Origin of the sequence: Dokdonella sp., assembly GCF_019634775.1 — a bacterium.
Lineage (GTDB): Bacteria > Pseudomonadota > Gammaproteobacteria > Xanthomonadales > Rhodanobacteraceae > Dokdonella.
This window is the reverse complement of record NZ_JAHCAS010000003.1, coordinates 206,850-226,208: the sequence shown is the minus strand read 5'-3', so window position 1 is coordinate 226,208 and position 19,359 is coordinate 206,850. Positions and strand designations below refer to the sequence as shown.

General features: G+C 65.6%; 19 protein-coding genes and 1 tRNA gene. 12 read left to right on the top strand and 8 right to left on the bottom strand.

Going from position 1 to position 19,359, the window contains the following annotated elements; all coding sequences use genetic code 11:
* Positions 1–101 precede the first annotated feature (101 nt).
* Together KF907_RS14855 and KF907_RS14850 are read left to right on the top strand one after the other, a co-directional pair.
* Positions 102–881, top strand: coding sequence for an ECF-type sigma factor (locus tag KF907_RS14855; protein ID WP_291221636.1), 780 nt, complete (start codon positions 102–104; stop codon positions 879–881).
* Positions 865–3,771: a serine/threonine-protein kinase gene (locus KF907_RS14850; protein ID WP_291221634.1), complete on the top strand. Its 2,907-nt coding sequence runs from the start codon at positions 865–867 to the stop codon at positions 3,769–3,771. Before KF907_RS14855 ends, KF907_RS14850 begins: the two co-directional genes overlap by 17 nt.
* Before the next feature lie 241 nt (positions 3,772–4,012).
* Here KF907_RS14850 and KF907_RS14845 read toward each other — a convergent pair whose 3' ends face one another.
* Positions 4,013–5,101, bottom strand: coding sequence for a zinc metalloprotease (locus KF907_RS14845; RefSeq protein WP_291221633.1), 1,089 nt, complete (start codon positions 5,099–5,101; stop codon positions 4,013–4,015).
* 11 nt (positions 5,102–5,112) lie between these two features.
* Positions 5,113–5,499, bottom strand: a complete 387-nt coding sequence (locus KF907_RS14840; protein WP_291221631.1) for a hypothetical protein — start codon at positions 5,497–5,499, stop codon at positions 5,113–5,115.
* A 262-nt stretch (positions 5,500–5,761) separates the two neighbouring features.
* Here KF907_RS14840 and KF907_RS14835 point away from each other — a divergent pair, with 262 nt between their 5' ends.
* Positions 5,762–6,190, top strand: a complete 429-nt coding sequence (locus tag KF907_RS14835; RefSeq protein ID WP_291221630.1) for a hypothetical protein — start codon at positions 5,762–5,764, stop codon at positions 6,188–6,190.
* A 294-nt stretch (positions 6,191–6,484) separates the two neighbouring features.
* Here the strand turns inward: KF907_RS14835 and KF907_RS14830 are convergent, their stop codons facing one another.
* Positions 6,485–6,985 (bottom strand): hypothetical protein, encoded by a 501-nt coding sequence (locus tag KF907_RS14830; protein ID WP_291221629.1) that lies wholly within the window; start codon positions 6,983–6,985, stop codon positions 6,485–6,487.
* Between KF907_RS14830 and KF907_RS14825 the strand changes: the two genes are divergently transcribed.
* Entirely contained in the window at positions 6,986–7,810 is an 825-nt protein-coding gene (locus KF907_RS14825) for a right-handed parallel beta-helix repeat-containing protein (protein WP_291221627.1), read from the top strand.
* A 249-nt stretch (positions 7,811–8,059) separates the two neighbouring features.
* On the opposite strand, the gene KF907_RS14820 is transcribed toward KF907_RS14825, so the two are convergent.
* The 3 genes from KF907_RS14820 to smpB form a co-directional block, all read right to left on the bottom strand.
* Entirely contained in the window at positions 8,060–11,095 is a 3,036-nt protein-coding gene (locus KF907_RS14820) for an HzsA-related protein (protein WP_291221625.1), read from the bottom strand.
* Between the two features lie 155 nt (positions 11,096–11,250).
* Positions 11,251–11,877 (bottom strand): DUF4124 domain-containing protein, encoded by a 627-nt coding sequence (locus KF907_RS14815; RefSeq protein ID WP_291221623.1) that lies wholly within the window; start codon positions 11,875–11,877, stop codon positions 11,251–11,253.
* A gap of 18 nt (positions 11,878–11,895) precedes the next feature.
* Positions 11,896–12,387, bottom strand: a complete 492-nt coding sequence (smpB, locus tag KF907_RS14810) for an SsrA-binding protein SmpB (RefSeq protein ID WP_291221622.1) — start codon at positions 12,385–12,387, stop codon at positions 11,896–11,898.
* A 358-nt stretch (positions 12,388–12,745) separates the two neighbouring features.
* Between smpB and KF907_RS14805 the strand changes: the two genes are divergently transcribed.
* Positions 12,746–13,177, top strand: coding sequence for a type II toxin-antitoxin system RatA family toxin (locus KF907_RS14805; RefSeq protein ID WP_291221620.1), 432 nt, complete (start codon positions 12,746–12,748; stop codon positions 13,175–13,177).
* Positions 13,170–13,448, top strand: a complete 279-nt coding sequence (locus KF907_RS14800; RefSeq protein WP_291221618.1) for an RnfH family protein — start codon at positions 13,170–13,172, stop codon at positions 13,446–13,448. The genes KF907_RS14805 and KF907_RS14800 overlap by 8 nt, the downstream gene beginning before the upstream one ends.
* Here the strand turns inward: KF907_RS14800 and KF907_RS14795 are convergent, their stop codons facing one another.
* Positions 13,449–13,862, bottom strand: coding sequence for an outer membrane protein assembly factor BamE (locus tag KF907_RS14795; RefSeq protein WP_291221616.1), 414 nt, complete (start codon positions 13,860–13,862; stop codon positions 13,449–13,451).
* 90 nt (positions 13,863–13,952) lie between these two features.
* Between KF907_RS14795 and fur the strand changes: the two genes are divergently transcribed.
* Both fur and KF907_RS14785 read left to right on the top strand, forming a co-directional pair.
* Entirely contained in the window at positions 13,953–14,363 is a 411-nt protein-coding gene (fur, locus tag KF907_RS14790; protein WP_291221676.1) for a ferric iron uptake transcriptional regulator, read from the top strand.
* Positions 14,364–14,506: 143 nt separating this feature from the next.
* Positions 14,507–14,583: transfer RNA gene (locus tag KF907_RS14785), tRNA-Arg, on the top strand.
* Between the two features lie 356 nt (positions 14,584–14,939).
* Here KF907_RS14785 and KF907_RS14780 read toward each other — a convergent pair.
* Positions 14,940–15,851, bottom strand: coding sequence for an NAD(P)H-binding protein (locus KF907_RS14780; protein WP_291221614.1), 912 nt, complete (start codon positions 15,849–15,851; stop codon positions 14,940–14,942).
* Between the two features lie 180 nt (positions 15,852–16,031).
* Between KF907_RS14780 and KF907_RS14775 the strand changes: the two genes are divergently transcribed.
* The 4 genes from KF907_RS14775 to rpsR all read left to right on the top strand — a co-directional run bounded on the left by KF907_RS14775 (position 16,032) and on the right by rpsR (position 19,311).
* Positions 16,032–17,024, top strand: a complete 993-nt coding sequence (locus tag KF907_RS14775) for an AraC family transcriptional regulator (protein WP_291221612.1) — start codon at positions 16,032–16,034, stop codon at positions 17,022–17,024.
* Between the two features lie 229 nt (positions 17,025–17,253).
* Complete coding sequence (locus KF907_RS14770) at positions 17,254–18,393, top strand: DUF4124 domain-containing protein (RefSeq protein WP_291221610.1); 1,140 nt, start codon at positions 17,254–17,256, stop codon at positions 18,391–18,393.
* A gap of 213 nt (positions 18,394–18,606) precedes the next feature.
* Complete coding sequence (gene rpsF, locus KF907_RS14765; RefSeq protein WP_291221608.1) at positions 18,607–19,059, top strand: 30S ribosomal protein S6; 453 nt, start codon at positions 18,607–18,609, stop codon at positions 19,057–19,059.
* A 27-nt stretch (positions 19,060–19,086) separates the two neighbouring features.
* Positions 19,087–19,311, top strand: coding sequence for a 30S ribosomal protein S18 (gene rpsR / locus KF907_RS14760; protein WP_291221606.1), 225 nt, complete (start codon positions 19,087–19,089; stop codon positions 19,309–19,311).
* Positions 19,312–19,359: the final 48 nt, after the last annotated feature.

Genomic DNA, 19,359 nt, shown 5'->3' with positions numbered 1-19,359 from the left:
GCGGCGTGGCTCAAACTGTCCCGCCAACCCTTGTTCGCGCCAGTCGAACCTCGTGAGGCAAGCCCCCGCCATCACGCCGGTGGCCGGCATGGCGCTTTCCGATGAGCGACGGGTTGCAGGGTCGGCCTGTCTGCCTGTTGCGGCATGAACTCGGCTCCGGTCTGCGCTCGGATGGCACGCCGGGTGGGTACGGAAGTCGGCCGGGGGGCGGATATCCGCTGCGCCGCTGTGCCGCAGTGCTCCGGTACGGCACGCGCATCCGACGGGCGTATGCTCGCGCAGTCGGCAATCGTCGCAAGGCCCGTGCCGTGGCGTGCTCGCACGATCTGACCCACCTGATCACCGCATGGGCGGCCGGTGATGCCGTGGCCGGCGAGCGCCTGTGGCAGCGGGTCTACCAGGAGCTGCGGCTGATCGCCCGGGCCCGCATCGGTGCCTTGGGCCGCGGCGCCACGCTCGACACCACCGGCCTGGTGCATGAGAGCTACTTGCGTCTGGCCGGAGATGGTTTGGAAGGCTATGCCAACCGCAAGCACTTCTACGCCACGGCGGCCAAGGCCATGCGTCAGATCGTCATCGACCAATTGCGTCGCCGCAACGCGCAGCAACGAACGCCGCCGATCGATGTCGGTCCGATCTCGCCACAGGCGCTGCCGTGGCCGGACGAGTTGCTCGATGCGGCGGCAGCCTTCGATCACTTGCAGCAGCTGGATGCGCGTCTTGCGCAGGTGGCGGAGCTGCGCATCTTCGCCGGACTGGAACTGACTGAAATCGCGGCATTGACCGGACAATCCGAGCGCACCGTGCGACGCGACTGGCAGAAGGCGCGGGCAGTGCTGGCCATCACCTTGCAGGGAGGTGACGATGGCCATACGGCCTGAACGCTGGCCGCATCTGTCGGCGCTGCTCGACCAGGCGCTGGAACTGCCGGAGGGTCAGCGGGCGGCCTGGATGGCGGGTTTGAAGCTCGATTCCGACGATGCCGACAGTTTGCGCCAGTTGCTGGCGGCGGTCGCCGGCGGCCCGACCTGGATCGACCGGGTCGGACCGGCGGTGTCTGCATCCGAACTCGCGGTCGGCGACAAGGTCGGACCATTCCGAATCACCGGCATGCTCGGGCGCGGCGGCATGGGTGTGGTCTATGCCGCAAGCCGCGATGTCCAGGACCTGTGCCAGCACGTGGCGCTCAAGCTGCTGCCGGCAAGCCTGGACAGCGTCGAGCGGCATCGACGCTTCCTCGAAGAGCGGCGCCTGCTGGCGCGGCTGGAACATCCAGGCATCGCTCGCCTGATCGATTCCGGCATTGCCGACAATGGCCAGCCGTGGTTCGCGATGGAGCGCGTGTACGGCATCCCGATCGACCGCTACTGCAGCGAACGGAAGCTGGGCTTGCGCGCATGCCTGCGTCTGCTGGTCGACGTCTGCGATGCAGTGCAGTATGCGCATGGGCAGCTGATCGTGCATCGCGACATCAAGCCGTCGAACATCCTGGTGGACCAGGACGGTCGTGTGCGTCTGCTCGATTTCGGTATCGCCAAGGCGATCGACGATGGCGAGCAGACCCACACCCAGTGGCGTGCACTGACCCCGGCCTACGCGGCGCCGGAACAGATCCTCGGCGAACCGGCCTCGGTCAGCGCGGACGTGTGGAGCCTGGGTGTGCTGTTGTACACGCTGATCGTCGGCGACACGCCATTCGCCGATGCCCGTGCGGCCAGCGGTTCCAATGTGTCCGAGCTCCGGGCCGTGCTCGAACGCGAGGTGATGGCACCCTCGGGGATGACGCCCAGCGATCGCCCAATTTCGGCGGCCGGGGTACGCGGTGACATCGACGCCATCGTCCTGCGCGCCCTGGCCAAGGAGCCGAGGCGCCGTTACGGATCGGTCGACGCCTTGGCGTCCGACATTCGCCGCCATCTGGCGTTTCAGCCGGTGCAGGCACGACGTGGCGTGTGGAGCTACCGCATCGGTCGCTTCCTGCGCCGCTATCAGTTGCCGGTGGCGATTGCCGCGGTCGCCGTGGCGGCTCTGGCGGGAACCGTGCTGTATGCCCTGTCGGAAGCGCGGCGGGCGCAGATCGAAGCCGCACGCGCGACCCAGACCAAGGAGTTCCTGCTGAGCCTGTTCGAGCTTGGTGATCCCGATGCCAGCGGTCGGGCCGCCATCACCGCCAGCACGCTGCTGCGTCTCGGTGGTGATCGCGCGATCAGTGCTTTCGCCGGCTCACCGGCGCTGCGCAGCGAGCTTGTGCGCAGCATCGCCGCGCTGTCGGCCAAGCTTGGCGATCACGACTATGGCGTGCGCAGTCTGGATAGTGTCCTCAACGATGGCGACGCAGCTGCGCTGCCCCGGCACGACCGCGTGGCATTGCTGCTGGATCGGGCCGAACTGTTGCTGCGCGATGGTCGCATCGAGCGCGCACGTGCCGACCTGCACGCGGCCGGGGCACTCCTGGCACAGGCTGACGACCAGGCCGGACGCAGACGGCTGCTTCTGGTTCAGGCCGGCATCGATGAGGCCGAAGGTCGATTCGATGCGGCCGAGGAGGCGATCGATCAGGCTCTGGTTCTGGATCGCGCGCGCGAGGGCGGGCACGGTGCCGCCGTCGCTCATGACCTGTATGCTCTCGGCAACCTGCAACAGGTACGTGGTGACCTGGTCGCTGCGCAGGACACCCTGCGGCAGGTGCGCGTGATCGAGTTGGAACGCCTGGGGGCGCGGCACACCCGGCTGGCGCAGATCGACAACGACCTGGGCGTGATCGCGGCGATGCGCGGCCAGCACGAGGAGGCCGCCGAGTACCATCAGCGCGCGCTGGCGCTGCGCGAGTCCCTGCTCGGCGCGAATCATCCGCTGGTTGCGCAGTCCCTGCGCAACTGGGGCGGCAGTGAACGCCAGCGCGGGCATCTGGATCAGGCCGGATCGATGTACCGCCGCGCACTGGACATCCTGCTGGCCACCTGGGGGCCTGACCATCCCGAGACCGGGTTGGCACACAACGCCCTGGCCGTGCTCAGCTTCGGCCGCGGTGACATGACTGCCGCGCGCGCCCACTTGCTCGATGCGTTGGCAGTGTTCCGGCAACAACCCGGCTCGCCCCCGATGCTGGCGAACCTGGAACTCAATCTGGCCGGCATCGACGCGCGGAGCGGTGATTGGCAGGCTGCGCACGACGGCTATGAGGCGGCTTTGTTGCGCCTGCTGGAACTGTATGGCGAGGATCACGTTCTGGTCGCAGCGGCGCTGAGCGGTCGCGCCAGCATGGCCATATTGCGCGGCGAGCCGGAGCGCGCCTCGGTCGACCTGGACTGGATCGAGGCCATCCATGCCAGGGTCTACACGGGCGACCACCTGGATCGCTGGTTGGTCGCCGCCAGCAGGGCACGTTGCCTGATCCTGCTCGGTCGCCATGGCCAGGCCGCAGCGATCGTGGCGACGTTGCGGCCGAAACTGGAGGCGACCCTGCCGCCCGACCACCTGCACCGGCAGGAACTAGAGCTGATCCAGGCCGAACTCGAGTTGGCCAATGGCGACTTCGATGCCGCGCGCCAGCGCACGAGCGCTGTGCTCGAGCAGCGCTGGGTCATGCGCGATCGCTACCCCTACGGCGTGGCCGATGCCGCACTGGCGCTGGCAAGGATCGAATCCGCGCGCGGCCGCCGTGCGGCCGCATTCGATCTGGTGAGGCAATCCGACGCCGTGTTTCCACCCGACCGCCTGCCGGCCACACGGGCAGCGCTGCGTGCGCGGCTGGTGGCGGCTGGAGACTAGGGATGCTCAATCCCACAACGGCATCACCGTCCTGTGTGGACGCAGATCAAGGCGCGACGGCGAAGGCAGACTGGCCGTCTGTCGTGCGGAGATTGCGCATGTCATGGCGCCATTGCGGAACGGAACAGGGCATCCCCAGGGGGCGAGTCTGCGCCCTGGGGCATCGGCAGATTCTCTGCACACCGACGGCAATGACATCAACGGCGGCATCGAAGGCGGGTCGGCTGCAGTTGCAGGGATCTCAGTTGCCGTCGAAGCCATCGTAGAAGATCGACCATTCCGGGCCGAGCAGCAGATGCTGATGGATGGCGTTGGTTGCTTCGGTCAACGCCTGGATCTGTTGCGGTGTGCGCACGCGAACCAGTGTCTGGCCGGTATGCGTCCGGTTGAGGAAGTCGACCACCGTGAGCGCCACGGTGTAGTCGCCCGCAACTGCGAACGCATGCTGGAAGTCCACTGCCGTCGAGTGCAGGCTGCCGTTGATCCGCCACTGCATGGAATTTGCAACGAAGGGCATGTAGGCGCCGTCATGGCGCCAGCCGAACTGCAACAGGATCGGACTGCCGACCGCGACGAGGGTCGTCCCGACGATCTGCGCCGGCCGCCCGTCCTCGGGATACAACATGCGCACGGACAGGCTGTCGAGGGCCGACAGGCCGGTGTGCGCGTAGTTCCCCTGCACGCCACAGGCGGAGAACGCATAGTGCATCACCGAATCGATGTCGTAACCGGTGAGCCAGCCGTTGGCGATGGTGCCCGGCCCGGGGCAGGTGGCATTGGTGCGTTGATGCTCGTGGGCCAGGCCGAGCGCGTGACCGAACTCGTGCAGCGTGTGGTTCAGATACGGCGTGCTGTTCCAAGGGTCGTCGCCGAGTTTCATGTTGTACAGACAGGGGCGGTGAGGGGCCAGGTCGTTCGGGAAATTCGACCAGCTTCCCCATCCGTCGTTGTCTCCGTTGTAATTTCCGGCGCCGCCGAACATCGGGCAACCCTGCCCAGGCACCATGCCCAGGGCGTTGACGTCCGTGTTTGGAATGACGATGCGGATGTCGCCATCGAACCAGTCGTTGCCGTTCGGCTGCGGTATCGAAGACGGACATGTGCCCCAGTAGACGAAGCGGATGTTGGCAGTCCGTTCGAAGTGGGCGATGTACTGGCGGATCTGCGCCACGCGAGCCGGCCGGGCAGTGACCGCGTTGCCGACGAAGCAGACCGAGACCGAGTTGGACCGAACCCCCTGCATGCCGAACAGGCCGGCATGCGCAGGCTGGGCGACCGGCAGCAGGGCGACGAGTGCCAGCAGTCCCGTGAACAGGAGTGGGATTTTCATCGCTCGGGTCCCTACTGGACTTCGATGTACTGGCGGATCAGCCTGCAATCGCTGGCCTGACAGCCGATCGCGGTGCCGCTGGTGTCGGCCGGATCGTATTCGATGACCAGCGATCGGCCGCTGGCGAGCGCCATGGACATCAGAGCGAGCTGCCGGCTGACCCGGTTGTGGTTCTGGGTCGGAGCAGCGAAGTAGATGATTCCGTTCACCGGCGTTGAACAACGGACATGGATACGGTTGTCGAACAAGGCGACGCGGACTGGGGTACAGGTCGTGAGTGCCATGACTCCGTCCTGACCGAAAGCATCGGGGGTGGGGCCCTGCGCAAGGGTCGGGGTGGCTGCCAGGCCGGTCAGCACAGACACGCAAAGCGTGCGAAGCAGTGTGTCGATGGACATGTCGGGGTCTCCTTGGTGCGTGGGGCCGGCACGCTGCCGACCCTCCGCGCGACATACGCATCCGCGCATGCTCAGCGGCCATGGAGATGCCGGGTCGTTCACAGACAGGCGGCCGCCGCACAGCCCCCGGCCTCCCGCATCCGGCGAGGTTGGCGCACTCGACTGCTCATCGCCCTGGCGCAGGCGCACGGCCCCAGTGGCTGAGAACTCGCCGTGGTACCTTCACGATGCTGCGACCAGCGGCTTTGCCTGGGGGCCTTCCATGCACAGAATCGTTGCAATCCTGTTTCTGATCGCCTCGAACACCGTCTGCGCTCAGGCCTACGACGGGATCCCCGACCGGTTCTTCGGTTTAATCGCGAAAGGCGAGACCGCAGCCGCGATAGACCACCTGTACGCCACGAATCCCTGGGTCGATCCCAAAAGCGATGCAGTGAAGAACCTGAAAGCCGAGCTCGCCAAGCTCGACGAGATGACGGGAAAGTACGTCTATCATGAACTTGCCGTGGATCAGAAGGTGGGCACGCGCTACGCGCATCTCATTTTCATCGTGGGATACGAGCGACAGCCACTGCGTTTCGAGCTCAAGGTCTATCGGCCTGGTCCGAAGTGGCGGCTCCATGGCGTGTCGTTCGACACACAGCTCACCCAAGATCTCGACAGGCTCACCAACGAAAGGCTTGTCCAGTGAGCGTGCGGGGCCGAGCGCACCTGCTCGTGACGGTTGCGCCTGCGGAATGACGCCTCGCCACGCCAGTCGCTGCGGTGGTGCCGTGCGCGCAGCAGCAGCGATGGGTTTCGCACGTGGTTCGCAGCGCATGGCGTCGGCAAGGCCGAGGGGGCTCCGCGGTCCGCGCATGCATGACGTTTCGCGGCCATGATCGGGAAGGTGGGGATGACTCGGGTCGGAGGTCCTTCACGCGAGGGTCCGATCGGGCGTGCGCGAGTGCTGGCCATGCTGCTCTGCGCACTGGCGATGCCCGTGTCAGCTGCGGTATTTCACGTTGATACGACCGCGGATTTCACCGATTCCCTGCCGGGCGACGGGGTGTGCAATGGCGCTGTCTCCGGGTCCTCGTGCAGCTTGCGCGCGGCAGTCCAGGAGGCCAATGCGCTGGCTGGTGCTGATGTCATCACGCTGGCTGCCGGTATCCATGTGCTCGCGCTCGCGGGTCGAGGCGATGATCTTTCCGCCAGCGGTGATCTGGACATCACCGAGGATGTACTCATTCGCGGTGACGGCGAGGCGCAGACGGTGATCGACGGCGCCGCGCTCGATCGGGCGTTCGACGTCCACCGTTCGGCTTCCCCTGTCCTCCTGCGACTGGAGGACCTGACCGTGCGCAATGGTCGCGCCGATCACCCGGGCGGTGCGCGTGGCGGCTGCATCCAGGTCGCCGCAGGTGCCGGATTGTCGCTGTTGCGCGTCACCGTCCGCGATTGTGCGGCCCGATTCGACGGAGTCGGCATCCTCAACGAAGGCCATGTGCTCGGCGCCGCGGTGAGTCTGCTCGCCAATGCCTCGATCGACGGCGTGCAAGGGTTCGCGAATGGCGGTGCGATCGCCAGTATTGGCCCGGGGACTGCGCTGGAACTGCATGATTGCCTGATCGAGGGCAACGTCGCGCGAGGCGGTGGCGGTGTCTATGTGTCGACGAGCCACACCGGCCAACGCGCGTCGGTGGTGCTTGATCGGTGCAGCGTGATCGACAACGAGGTGCTGCAGCTCGGCGGTGCGTTGCATGCCAACATGGCCTGTGACGTGACGATCACCAATTCGACGATCAGTGGCAACCACGCAGGCTCCGGGGGTGCTTTCTACAACGATGGTGGCTGCACCTTCGATATCCGCGAATCGACGATTGTCGGCAATCACGCGAACAACTTCGGCGGCGGCATCTCCGAGGTGCATTTCGATCCACAGCCGATCGCGCTGACCAACACGATTCTCGCGGGCAACAGTGCCGGCATCGGTGGGCCGAACTGCAGCCAGAGGCTGCATTCCAACGGCGGCACCCTGGTCGGCGACATGTCCGGTTGCAATGCGGCACTGCTGCCGGGGGACCTCGCTGGCGTCGATCCCATGCTGGAGCCGTTGACGCGCCCCGGCGCTCGCCTCGCCGTGCATCTGCCGTTGGCAGGGAGTCCGGTCGTCGATGCCGGGGTGAACCTGTCGTGTGCGGGTGTGGACCAGCGCGGTGTGTCGCGGCCGCAGGACGGCGACCTCGATGGCAGCGTGGTATGCGACATGGGTGCGATCGAGCATCGGAGTGACCCGCTGTTTGCCGATGGCTTCGAATCGCCGCCATGACCTGCGCTGCAGCGGGAAAACGATTCGTCCGGTTCATGCAATCGGTGCCTGCAGCAACAAGGGCGGCGGCCATGCGAAGACGCTGGGCCGCGTGGCTGTCAGCAGCGCAACCCCGGCCGTTGCCGGCCGGGGGGATTTTCGTTTCCGATCGTGTCGGCCATGGTGCTGCGGCAGATCACGTCGGCATGCGTGCGGAGCATTTGAGTGCGGGAATGCGGCCATGCTCCAAATGGAGGCTGATGACGGTGGTCAGCCGGGGGGATCGAAGCCATCCTTGAACAGCTGATCGACCCCTTGGGTGTCGAAGCTTCGCTTGAGGCGGTGGACGTTGCCTTGCTGGTCGCGCACTTCCAGATCCAGGCGAGCGTTCACCAGCAGGGGCAAGGCCGCCGGCAGGGGCAGCCGGTAGCGCCCGTCGCCAAGAGGCTGGGCCAGATCGATCAGTTCTGCACCGGGGGCACGACCGGCCACGGCGAAGCTGGCGCGCAGCGAGAGGCTGGGCGGGTCGATGCGACTGTTGAGGTCGGCGGCGCCGAACAGGAACTCGGTGATCGGGGCGGTGTTGAGCCCGGGCTTGGGCAAGGCGAGGGTCAAGGTGGGGCGCAGGGTGTCGATGAACCAGCCTTCGCCCGGGCGGCCACGCAGTTCGGCCAGATTGATTGGCGCACCCAGATCGATCCAGCGCGCGATCAGCATGCGCTCTGCGCGGCTCAGGGGCGGCACGCCCGATCCCGGTGGCGGCATGATCTCGCCGGTGTAGTCCAGATCCGCATGGTTGGTGTGGGCGCCGGCTGGCATTGTGGTGGCATCGCCGGGCACGGTCTCGGTCGGGTGATCGGCATTGGTCCAGCCATCCAGGCGCGCACCGAACAGCTTCCACACCAGCAGGCTGCGTCGGCTCTGGAACATGCGGATGTAGCGACTGGCATTGGTCTGTCGCCAGACCTTGTTGGGGATGACCGGCTTGTGCCCGTAGGTGGCGCATTGATCTGCGGCGAGGCGGCGATAGTCGCCTGGCAGTTGTGGCGCATTGCCGTCGCAGGCCGGCACGTTGGCGGTGATGGACAGGTCCAGGTTGCCGGCGTTCTGTGTGCCGTTGTGGCATTGCACGCAGGAACGTTGCAGCAAGGGACGGATGTCGCGCAGGAACTCGACGTCGCGCACCCCGCCCGGAAGATTCTGCACCACCGGGTCGCCGGCTTCGTTCTGCGTAAGCCACGGCGTGATCTCGCCCAGATCCAGGATCGGGTAGCCGGGTGCACTGGCGGCTGTGCCTTCGAAGGCCAGCGGCTGCTGGCTGTGGGCGTGGCAGCCGCCGCAGTCCACGCGCATTTCTCCGGGCCGCACCTGATGCCAGGTCTGCGCCATGTTCAGCACCATGCCGTTGCGGTCGATGGTCTGGAAGGTGAAGGGGGTATCGGCGGGCAGCTTGACCAGAAAGCTGGTGTCGGGATTGCCCTCGGCATCGAGGATCGGTTGTCCGTTGGCGTTGAACTTGCGCACCGGGAACTCGCCGAGCACGCGCAGGCGTTCGTTGGCAAAGCTGCTGTAGTCGCCGTCCAGGCTGGCGCCGGGTCCGTAGCGGCGATCGACGTTAGGTTCCATCGCCAGGATGCGCAGGCCCCAGATGTCGCTGTTGGCATAGCGACCGGCGTCGGCCCCCTGATGGGCCCAGTTGCTCCAGGCTTCGTTTTCCGCAGTGTTGAATGGATCCATGCCCTGGAAGCTGGCATAGCCTCGCCCCGGCGCGCTCTCGCGCTTGTACAGGCTGCTGCTGCCGACCAGGCCGTGTGGCGTGCCGGCCGGCAGCGCTGCATGCACGCTGCCGTCGTTGGCCAGGCGCGGCAGCTGGGCCGGTTCGGCCACGCCGTGGATGGTGCTGTAGGCAACGACTGCGCGCGGCCAGGCTTCGTTGTAGGCCGGGTCGTTCTTCAGCAGCAGCAACTGGTTGCGGTTCCAGACCTGCTCGCTGTCGGCGATCAGGTAGATGCCGGCGTCGTAGTAGGGGATCGGCGTGGGGCGATTGAGATCGTTGGCCGGTCCCGGGCTCCAGACCACCAGGAGGTTGTTGCCCGGCGCGGCCGAAGGATGGGTGAACTTGCCGTTGCGGACACCGTTGCCGTCGATCGGTGCGGCGTGATCCTGATGGTGGGTCAGCGGGGTGATGGCGCGATAGCCGCGCGGGGTGAAGGAGAAACGGAACGTGCCCGGCTGCGCGGTGTTCGACAGCGTGTGCGGAATCGGCGGGTTTTCGGCGATCGTTGCGCTGTGGAAGGCTGGTTGCCCGGCGGGTGGGGCCGGCGGTAGACCGTAGAGCGCGCCGAAGCCGTTGTTGTTGAGGTTGTAGTACGCCTCCACCACCACTTCGCCGCTGCTGGTCTGGGTCATGAAGTGGAAGGCCTCCGGTGCGGTCAGTGCGCTGACCAGCGGTGCCCAGTTGCGGCCATCGGGCCAGATCGTCCAGATGCCCCAGACGCGGCGGTCACGCAGGCCCTGGGATTCATAGGAGGAGAACATCAACCGGCCGTCACGCAGGATGGTCGGGTGCAGTGCGCTGCCCAAGGTCATCGGTGCGATCGGATCCAGGTTGCTGCCGTCCAGGTCCATCACGAACAGCTGCATGTTCGGGTTGGTGAATGGGGCGGTGGGCAACAGGCCGTTGCGGCTGCTGGTGAAGGCGATGCGCCCGCCGGGCAGGGGCATCGGGCCGAGGTTGAGGATGCCGTAGCCGAGGCGATTGAATTGTCCGGGCGGATCGAGCGGATTGGTCTCGTCGAAGTTGCCCGCGCCGGTTGCCGGGGTGAACTCGCCGAAGGTCAGCTGTTCGATCTGTCGGCTTTGCAGATGGATTCGGAAGATGTCCGCGCCACGTCGTGAAAGCTGGCCACGCTGACCGTTGAGCTGACCCGGACTGACGTCGTGGAACAGGCTGTAGTAGACCCATTGCGCGTCGAAACTCAGCATCGGGTCGGTCACGCTGCAGACGGTGCAGTCGACCAGCACCTCCTCGCTGCCATCGGGGTGCAGCAGCATCAGGTCGGCGCCCGGATCGATGCGTCCAGGATGGAAAATCTCCGGCCAGATGGTGTTCTGCAGATCGCCAAACCGTGGCTGGCGTACATAGACGATGTCGTAGTTCACCGCCGAAGCCTGCGCCAAGGCCTGTCCGGTCAGGGCGAGCAGCAGGAAAGCCCAGCACGCCCGCGCCGGTTTCGTCAGGCAGAACGGCTGGCGTTCCGGTCGTGCACGGGATGAAGTCAGGTCGGATCGTTCGATCGACGACATGCGAGGTCCTGGGTTGTCCTGGGGCGCACCGATGATAGCCATGTGTGCACGGCCCATCTGTGCCGCACATCCGGGATCAGGCACCGCTGACGCCGTGCGCGTGTCGATGCCCGTATCGCGGCGACGTCCAGGCCGGCCCGTTGCCCGAGCGGGACTCAACAACCATTGGCCTGGCGCAGCTTGTTGCGTTCGTAGGCGGAATCCGAGGCGCGGGCTTCACCCCGGCTAGTGGCGGCGTTGCGGCGCAGCTGATCGCAGAGTTCGGTGCGCGACAGCGCACGTTGCTCGACGCTGCGTGTTTCCTCGAATCTGGTTACGCCGTGAATCGGCTCGCCGGTGATCGGCATGTGGCTGGTCACGGACTTGTAGCGGTTGACCGTGGCCGTCGCCGGGCAGGGCGCGGACTGCACCCAGGTACGGCCATCCACCGAGCACGTGTAGCCGCGGACATCGGCTTGCGGCGACGACACGATCGAGGGCAGGGGCGTATTGGCGGGATGATCCGGCACTTCACCGGTGGCGATCGGCGCGTTGCGGTCGAACGGCAGCGCCTCGTCGAAGGATGGCTCTGCTTCGCGGGGCTTGCGTTCCGGCTCGGGCGTGTAGGTCGCGTGCGGCGTGGCGGCGGGCGCTTCGGGGCAGGGCGTGTTCGAGAACGAGACCTCGCCGTCCTTGCCCTTGCACTTGTAGACGCTGGCCGCCGACACCGTGGCTGCAGCGAACAGCATGGTGGTGAACAGGAGCGTGCCGACGCCCGCCTTGATCGTCCGATCCTGGTGCATGGTGCTCCCCCTGGCTTGTCAGGCGCTCTTGTTGTGCGCCCGCATCGCGCGCTGTTTGTCGCGTGCCCAGTCGCGGTCCTTGGCGGCGTTGCGCTTGTCGTGTTCCTGCTTGCCGCGGGCAAGGCCGAGTTCGAGCTTGATCCGGTTGCCCTTCCAGTACAGCGCCATCGGCACCAGGGTGTAGCCCTTGCGTTCGACCGCGCCGATCAGCTTGTCGATCTCGGCACGATGAAGCAACAGCTTGCGCGTGCGCCGGTCCTCGGCGACGACATGGGTCGAGGCCGAGATCAGTGGCGGGATCGAAGCACCAAACAGCACGATCTCACCGTGGCGCACCATCGCGTAGGCGTCGGTCAGGTTGATGCGGCCGGCACGCAGCGCCTTGACCTCCCAGCCGAGCAGGGCGACGCCACACTCGTAGCGTTCGTCGATCTGGTACTCGTGGCGGGCGCGCTTGTTCAGCGCGATCGTGCCGCCGCCCTTCTTGTCTTTGTCTTTTGCCTTGGCCATGTTCGCTTGGGATGCCCTGATTTTGCCCTTCACGGTTGAGGTCGCTTCCACGAATCCAAGGCTTTGTGGGAGCGGCTCCAGCCGCGAAGGGATTCGATCAGACCTGACAGGGGGCGCTCTGATCCATTCCGCAATGGCGTCATGACATCCGCAAGGTTCGCGGCCCGGCGCAACGCCGGGCCACGCCCGCGCAGGACGGTGACGCCGTTGTGGAATGGATCAGAGCATCCCTAGAATCGGAATTGCAAACGGTGTTGCGTCGTCGTGTCGGTACGGGCGCCGCATGCGGACGCGCCTGACCTGATGCGCCAATCTTCCATACCCGCCGGCCGGCGCCGGCATCGACGTGAGCCCCCGCGTGATCCGCATCCGCCGCAGTGCCCTCGTGCCGAAAACGCCAGAATGCATGTTCGACCTCGTCAACGGGATCGAAGCATACCCGAGGCGCTTCGGCTGGTGCGCCGCCGCCAGCGTGCTGGAGCGCGACGGTCAGTCCATGGTTGCGCGCCTTGATCTGCGTATCGCCGGCTTCACGCAGAGCTTCACCACGCGCAACGCGCTCGAACGACCGGGACGCATCCTGATGAACCTCGTCGACGGCCCGTTCCGTTCGTTGGTCGGCGACTGGAACTTCCTCGCGCTCGGCGAGAATGGCTGCAAGATCGCCTTCGCCCTCGATTTCGAATACTCGGGCCGCCTGACCGCGCCAGCGTTGCGGCTTGGTTTCCAGAATCTCGCCGATCGCATGGTCGACGATTTCGTGCGCGAGGCGATGAAGCCGAATGACTGAGCGCATCCGTGTCGAAGTGGCCTATGTGGACGCACGGCACCAGTTCCTGCGCGCCTGCGAGCTGGCGGTCGGGTCGACGGTGGCCGAGGCGATCACGGCCTCCGGTCTGGCCGAGGCGACCGGCATCGATGTCGATGCGCACGATGCGGGGGTATGGTCGAAGCACGTGGCGCGCGACCACGTGCTGAGCGATGGTGACCGCGTCGAAGTCTACCGCCCGTTGTTGATCGATCCGAAGGAAGCCCGTCGCGCGCGGGCGATCAGGCGCTGATCAACCCTGGCCTTCGCCGCCACGACGCTTCTTGTCATCCTCGCGCTTCTCGTCGGGATACTGGCGCTTGTACTTGCGCGCGTCGCGGATCAGCACGTCAGGATCTTCCGGGAAGTAGTCGCCCTCGATGCGGGCAAGAGAATCACCGTCGAAGTGCAGGACGAGATCCTTGGTATCCATCTTGCCGCGACCACGGCGGATCGTCGACACGTAGTCCCAGCGACTCGAGTCAAACGGGCTGACCACTGATGGTGAGCCCATCACCAGCAGCACCTGGCGCTTGCTCATGCCGGGCTTGAGCGATTCGACCTGTTCCTGATCGAACAGGTTGCCCTGCTGCACATCGAGCTTGTAGAGCATCCCGCAACCGCCCAGCGGCAACAGGGTGAGCACGAGGAGCCAACGAAAGCACATGCGTCAACGGTCCGGGGGAGGATGGATGCCGGATGATACACTAGCGCCCGTTCGCGAATCGTTGCCCGAAACGAAGGAGGCTACGGCATGCTGGAATCGACCGATCTTCGCAAGGCGGGCCTCAAGGTGACCCACCCGCGCATGCGCATCCTCGAGATCCTCGAATCGCATGACGGACGCCACCTCACTGCCGAAGACATCTACCGCCAGTTGCTGGACCACGAGGACGACATCGGCCTCGCCACGGTCTATCGCGTGCTTACCCAGTTCGAGTCGGCGGGGCTCGTGCTCAAGCACAACTTCGAGGGTGGCCAGGCCGTCTACGAGTTGGACCGTGGCAAGCATCACGACCATATGGTCGACCTCGATACCGGCAAGGTCATCGAGTTCACCAGCGAGGAAATCGAGCGCCTGCAGCACGAGATCGCCGAGCGGCATGGCTATGTGATCGAGGAACACAGCCTCGTGCTGTACGTGCGGGCGAAGAAGAAAAAGACATGAGCAGCCGCCCTGCAGGGGCTCGGAGAGCCTGACTGCGACGGCTTCGGGCAGTTGACGAAACCGCGGCGGGCAAGAATAATGCCGCCCCTCGCGACGCCGGGTCGCCCTTTGCGGCATGCTTCGTCGACAGCGAAACGATCCATGCGCCCGTAGCTCAGTTGGATAGAGTACCAGGCTACGAACTTGGTGGTCGGGAGTTCGAATCTCTCCGGGCGCGCCATATACCGAGACGGCAGGGTCAGTGACTTACGGTCACTGGCTCTGTTGTTTTTCTGGTCTCGAAAACACCTGTGGCAGGTTCTGAGACCGTGGTCGATTTCTCAATCTGCCGCGCCGCCGGGCCAACCGATTCGCCGTGATTGGAAACATCCCCACGTGCGCGGGGAAGACTCGATCCGAATCGGGACTATCACCGCGACGAGAGACCCAATCGTTTTTCGCTCACTCTTCCGGAGATTCTGCGTATCCTCCTTGAAAGATGTGATCGCCGGGTGTAACCACGCAGTTGAAGTTGGGGCCTGCAATACCGGCATGACCAACGGGGGCAGAGGAACCCCGTACCCTGTTTCTCGTGATCTATTGAAGAGAAAACGTACTCTGACCCTGTTTCTCCTGCTGCGCACCGGCCGCGTGATTGCCAGCGGCGTCCCAAACGCCGGTCGTGGCGGCGTCGCGCGCGTACTCGCTAAAATCCTTGGGGCTGCGGCCTAGCGCCCGCTGGACGCCTTGGGTCACGTGCGCGTTTCGGCCGTCCAGGACTGTGGTGAAGAGATACTGCAGAAGATCCACGTAGGCTGCCGGAACGCCATTCTTCGTCAGTTCGGAGACGAAAGCCTCGTGGGAGACCTCGACGTACCGGACTTCCCGGCCGGATATTTCGGCGATCTCTCCGACGGCCTCCGGGAAGCTCAACAGGCGGGGACCAGTGAGTTCGTAGACCTGGCCTGCGTGCCCGTCCTCCGTCAGGGCCGCCACGGCGACGTCCGCGAGGTCGTCGGCGTCGATGAACGGCTCGGCGACGTACCCTGCCGGAAGGGCGACCTCGCCGCCGAGGATGAGCTCTCGAAAGATGCCTTCGCTGAAGTTCTGGCAGAACCAGCTCGAGCGCACGATCGTCCACTCTGCCCCGGAGTCCTGCACCAGCTGCTCGCAGCGCTGGGCCTCCTCTTCGCCCCGGCCGGAGAGCAGGACTAGCCGTCGAACCCCGCTGCGCACCGCAAGCTCGGCGAACGTGCGGATCGCGCCGGGCGCGGTGGGCACCGCAAGATCCGGGGCGTAGGCGAGGTACACCGAACGCACGTTCGTCAGGGCATGTGTCCACGTCGTCGGATCGGCCCAATCGAACGGCGGTTCACCCGAACGCGAGCCCACCCGGGCAGGAATTCCCCGCGCCTTCAGCCGATCTGCGACCCGGCGGCCGGTCTTGCCGGTGCCGGCCAGGACCAGCGTCAGGTTTCCCCGTTCTCCGGACGCTTCTGTGTTTTGCATGGCCTGTTCTCCCTGGGAGGAATGGCGCTGGGCTTCGGGTCTGAAGCGGCAGCGTTCCGTATTGCATTTCGTCCACTATATGGAGGTTAATAAGGATGATCTATTGCTTAAAGTCCATAATCCATGATCATTCGTCCAAACGGTATTGATCCGTAGTTGGCCGCGTGGATAGACTGGGGCATGGACCAGGCAGCATCCACCGTCGATCCTCCCGGCAAGCCCTGGGCTATGGTCGACCCGCTAGGGGAGGCGCTGCACTTCCTGCGCATGCGCGGCGTTGTGTACACGCGCTCGGAGTTGACCGCACCGTGGGGGCTGGAGCTTCCACCGATGTCGAACTGCTTGCTGTTCCACGTGGTGACCGCCGGTCGCTGCTGGCTTGAGGTCCACGGTGCGGAGCCTCGACTGCTGCAGCCCGGGGAATTCGCGCTCGTGCCTCACGGCGAAGGCCACCAGATCTCCAGTGCGCGCGGGGTCCCGGCGGCGAAGCTGTTCGATCTCCCCCGCGAGCAGGTCAGCGAGCGCTACGAAGTTCTCCGCCATGGCGGAGGTGGGCAGCCCACAAGTCTCGTGTGTGGCGCAGTTCGCTTCGATCACCCGGCCGCGCATCGTCTCGTCAAGCTCCTGCCGAGGGTAATCAGCCTGGAGGCGTGGACTTCACCCCATACGGAGTGGATCCAGAGCCTGCTGCGTTTGATGGCCGTCGAGGCGCGACAGCTGCGGCCCGGAGGGGAAGCGGTCATCACGCGCCTCGCCGACATCCTGGTCATCCAAGCCATCCGATCGTGGATCCTGGAGGATCCTGCCGCGCAGACCGGATGGCTTGGCGCCCTTCGCGACAAACAGATTGGCCGCGCCATCTCGCTCCTCCACCGCGACCCTGCGCGTGCGTGGACGGTTGCCTCCTTGGCAGCCGAGGTCGCCATGTCGCGTTCGGCGTTTGCGGCGCGCTTCACGGAGCTCGTCGGTGAGCCGGCCATGCACTACGTGACGAGCTGGCGGATGCATGTCGCGCTGACATGCCTCAAGGAAGAAGACGCGCCGCTCGCGGTCCTGGCGAGGCGCTTGGGCTATGAGTCCGAAGCCGCGTTCGGCCGCGCCTTCAAGCGGTTCATCGGCGTTTCGCCCGGCGCCGTGCGTCGGGAGAGACAGGGTCAGAGCGGAGAAACTTGAGAATCATGGCCAGAGTACGTACTTCTGGAGATTCTGCGCATCTTCCTTGAAAGCTCTCAGCGCCGGGGAGACGACGCCTCCAGACAAGCGACTTTGCGTTCGCCGCAACAGGCCGATTTGCCTATGCCCGTCGTCCACGCTCTATGCTCACCCACATGACCACGCTTGCCAGCCTGGCGATAGTCACCGTGTTGGGGGCGCGCATGCACCGGTGTTCGCGGGGGTGCGCATGAAGGTCGCATCCGTACTGGTCGCGGCATTGCTGTGCGCGCTGGCGGCATGGGGGCTGACCCTGCGTGGCGACGCGGAGCAATCGGCTTCCGCCGTTGCCTCGATCCCGGTGCAGGAGGCGGTGCGCGCATCCGTTCCGGCGGGCAATCCGGAGCCTTCGCAGCGGCCTGACGTCCCGGTGGTGGCAGCCCCGGAGCTGCACGCCGGCAGCGATGCCGGCGCGCTGATCGCCCATCTGCCAAGGGAGGGTGGACGTTGTCTCGCCGGTACTGCCGCCGCTGTGAAGACGTCGCGCATTGCCGTGCACCGTTGGGTCGACGCCAGCGGTATCACTCACTATTCCGACACTCCACCCGGTCGGGGCGCCAGCGACCATCGTGTGCTCGAAGTCGAGGGCGTGCCGCCGATCGTCGTGCGTGCGCGTGGCCACGACGTCAACCTGCCGACCGGTCTGCAACAGCGTGCGGTTGCCGATGCGCTGGCGATCGAGCGCAGCCTGCGCGATCAGCTCGGTGTCGGAGGCGAATCCGGACTTGTGCTCGATGTCGTTTTCGTGCAGTCCGCGGAAGCCTACGCGCGCTTTGTAGCGGCTCCGGCACTGGCGGAGTCGGCGGGGGCGTATTCCTCGCGCGACCGCACCATCCATGTGCGCTGGCAGGCCGACGAGGAAGTGGCCTTCCTCGTCCTGCGCCACGAGATCAGCCATGCGCTCGTGCACGAACGTGTCGGTCGTCTGCCGGTCGTGCTGAACGAGGGTCTGGCCGGGTTTTTCGAGCGCATGAGCGTGTCCGGTCTCGGTGCGCAGGTCGCGCCGGCGCGCTCGTGGTCGCCGTTGCACATCAGCACCGAAGGCATCGAGGAATTGGTCGATCTGCTCGCCCGTGAGCATGACTCTTTCCTCGCCGAGGGGCGCGAACAGCGCTATCTGCAGGCTTTCGCCCTGGTCGCCGTACTGATGGAGCGGCCTGCAGGCCGCGCTGCGTTTGCCGCCGTGCTCGCTGCCCAGCGCGCCGACTCATGCGTCCCGGTCGACGCAGGCGGTTTGCTCGACACCCACTACCCGGGCGGTCTCGCCGCGCTGGCCCGCGATTGGTCGCGCTGGTTGCGCGACCCGCCATCGACGGTGCATGCGTTCTGATGGAGCCGGGAACGGGGAATCGGGGATGGGGAATGCAAAGAATCAAGAGTCATGCTTCAAACCATTCCCCCATTTCCGGCTCCGCGGCTTGCCGCAACCCGCTGAAAGCATTAGTATCCGCGGCCCTTCGCCGGTCCCGGCGGAGTTTCTTGCCTCACCGCATCGGCGGGAGGCTGACCCCGCACCCCGTGCGGACACCCACAAGGAACCTCCATGCGTCACTATGAAATCGTGTTCATGGTCCATCCGGACCAGAGCGAGCAGGTCCCCGCGATGATCGAGCGCTACAAGTCGATGATCGAGGCCGATGGCGGCAAGATCCACCGTCTCGAAGATTGGGGCCGCCGCCAGCTTGCATTCCCGATCCAGCACCTCGCCAAGGCGCACTACGTGCTGCTCAACATCGAGGCGAACCAGGGGGTGCTCGACGAACTCGTGTCCGGCTTCCGCTACAACGACGCCGTGCTGCGCCATCTGGTCATCAAGCGCGACAACGCCGTCACCGAGATGTCGGCGATCATGAAGAACAAGGACGACAAGGGCGATCGCCGCCGTCGCGATGACGAAGGTGGCTTCGGTGGTGATGGTGATTTCGAGGAGCGTGGTGGCCGCGGTGATCGTGGCGAGCGTTCCGAGCGCGCGGCCTCTGCCGCGGCAGCCGAATAACCGAATCCGAATCGAGGAATCCATCCCATGTCCAAGTTCTTCCGCCGCAAGAAGTTCTGCCGCTTCACCGCCGAGGGCGTGACCGAGATCGACTACAAGGATCTCAACACGCTGCGCCAGTACATCACCGAGACCGGCAAGATCGTGCCGAGCCGCATCACCGGCACCAAGGCGCGCTACCAGCGCCAGCTGACCACGGCCGTGCAGCACGCACGTTTCCTTGCCCTGTTGCCATACAGCGACAGCCACTGATATCCCGCTCCAGCCCGCACGCGGGCTGATTCGGACAGCGCAAGCTGC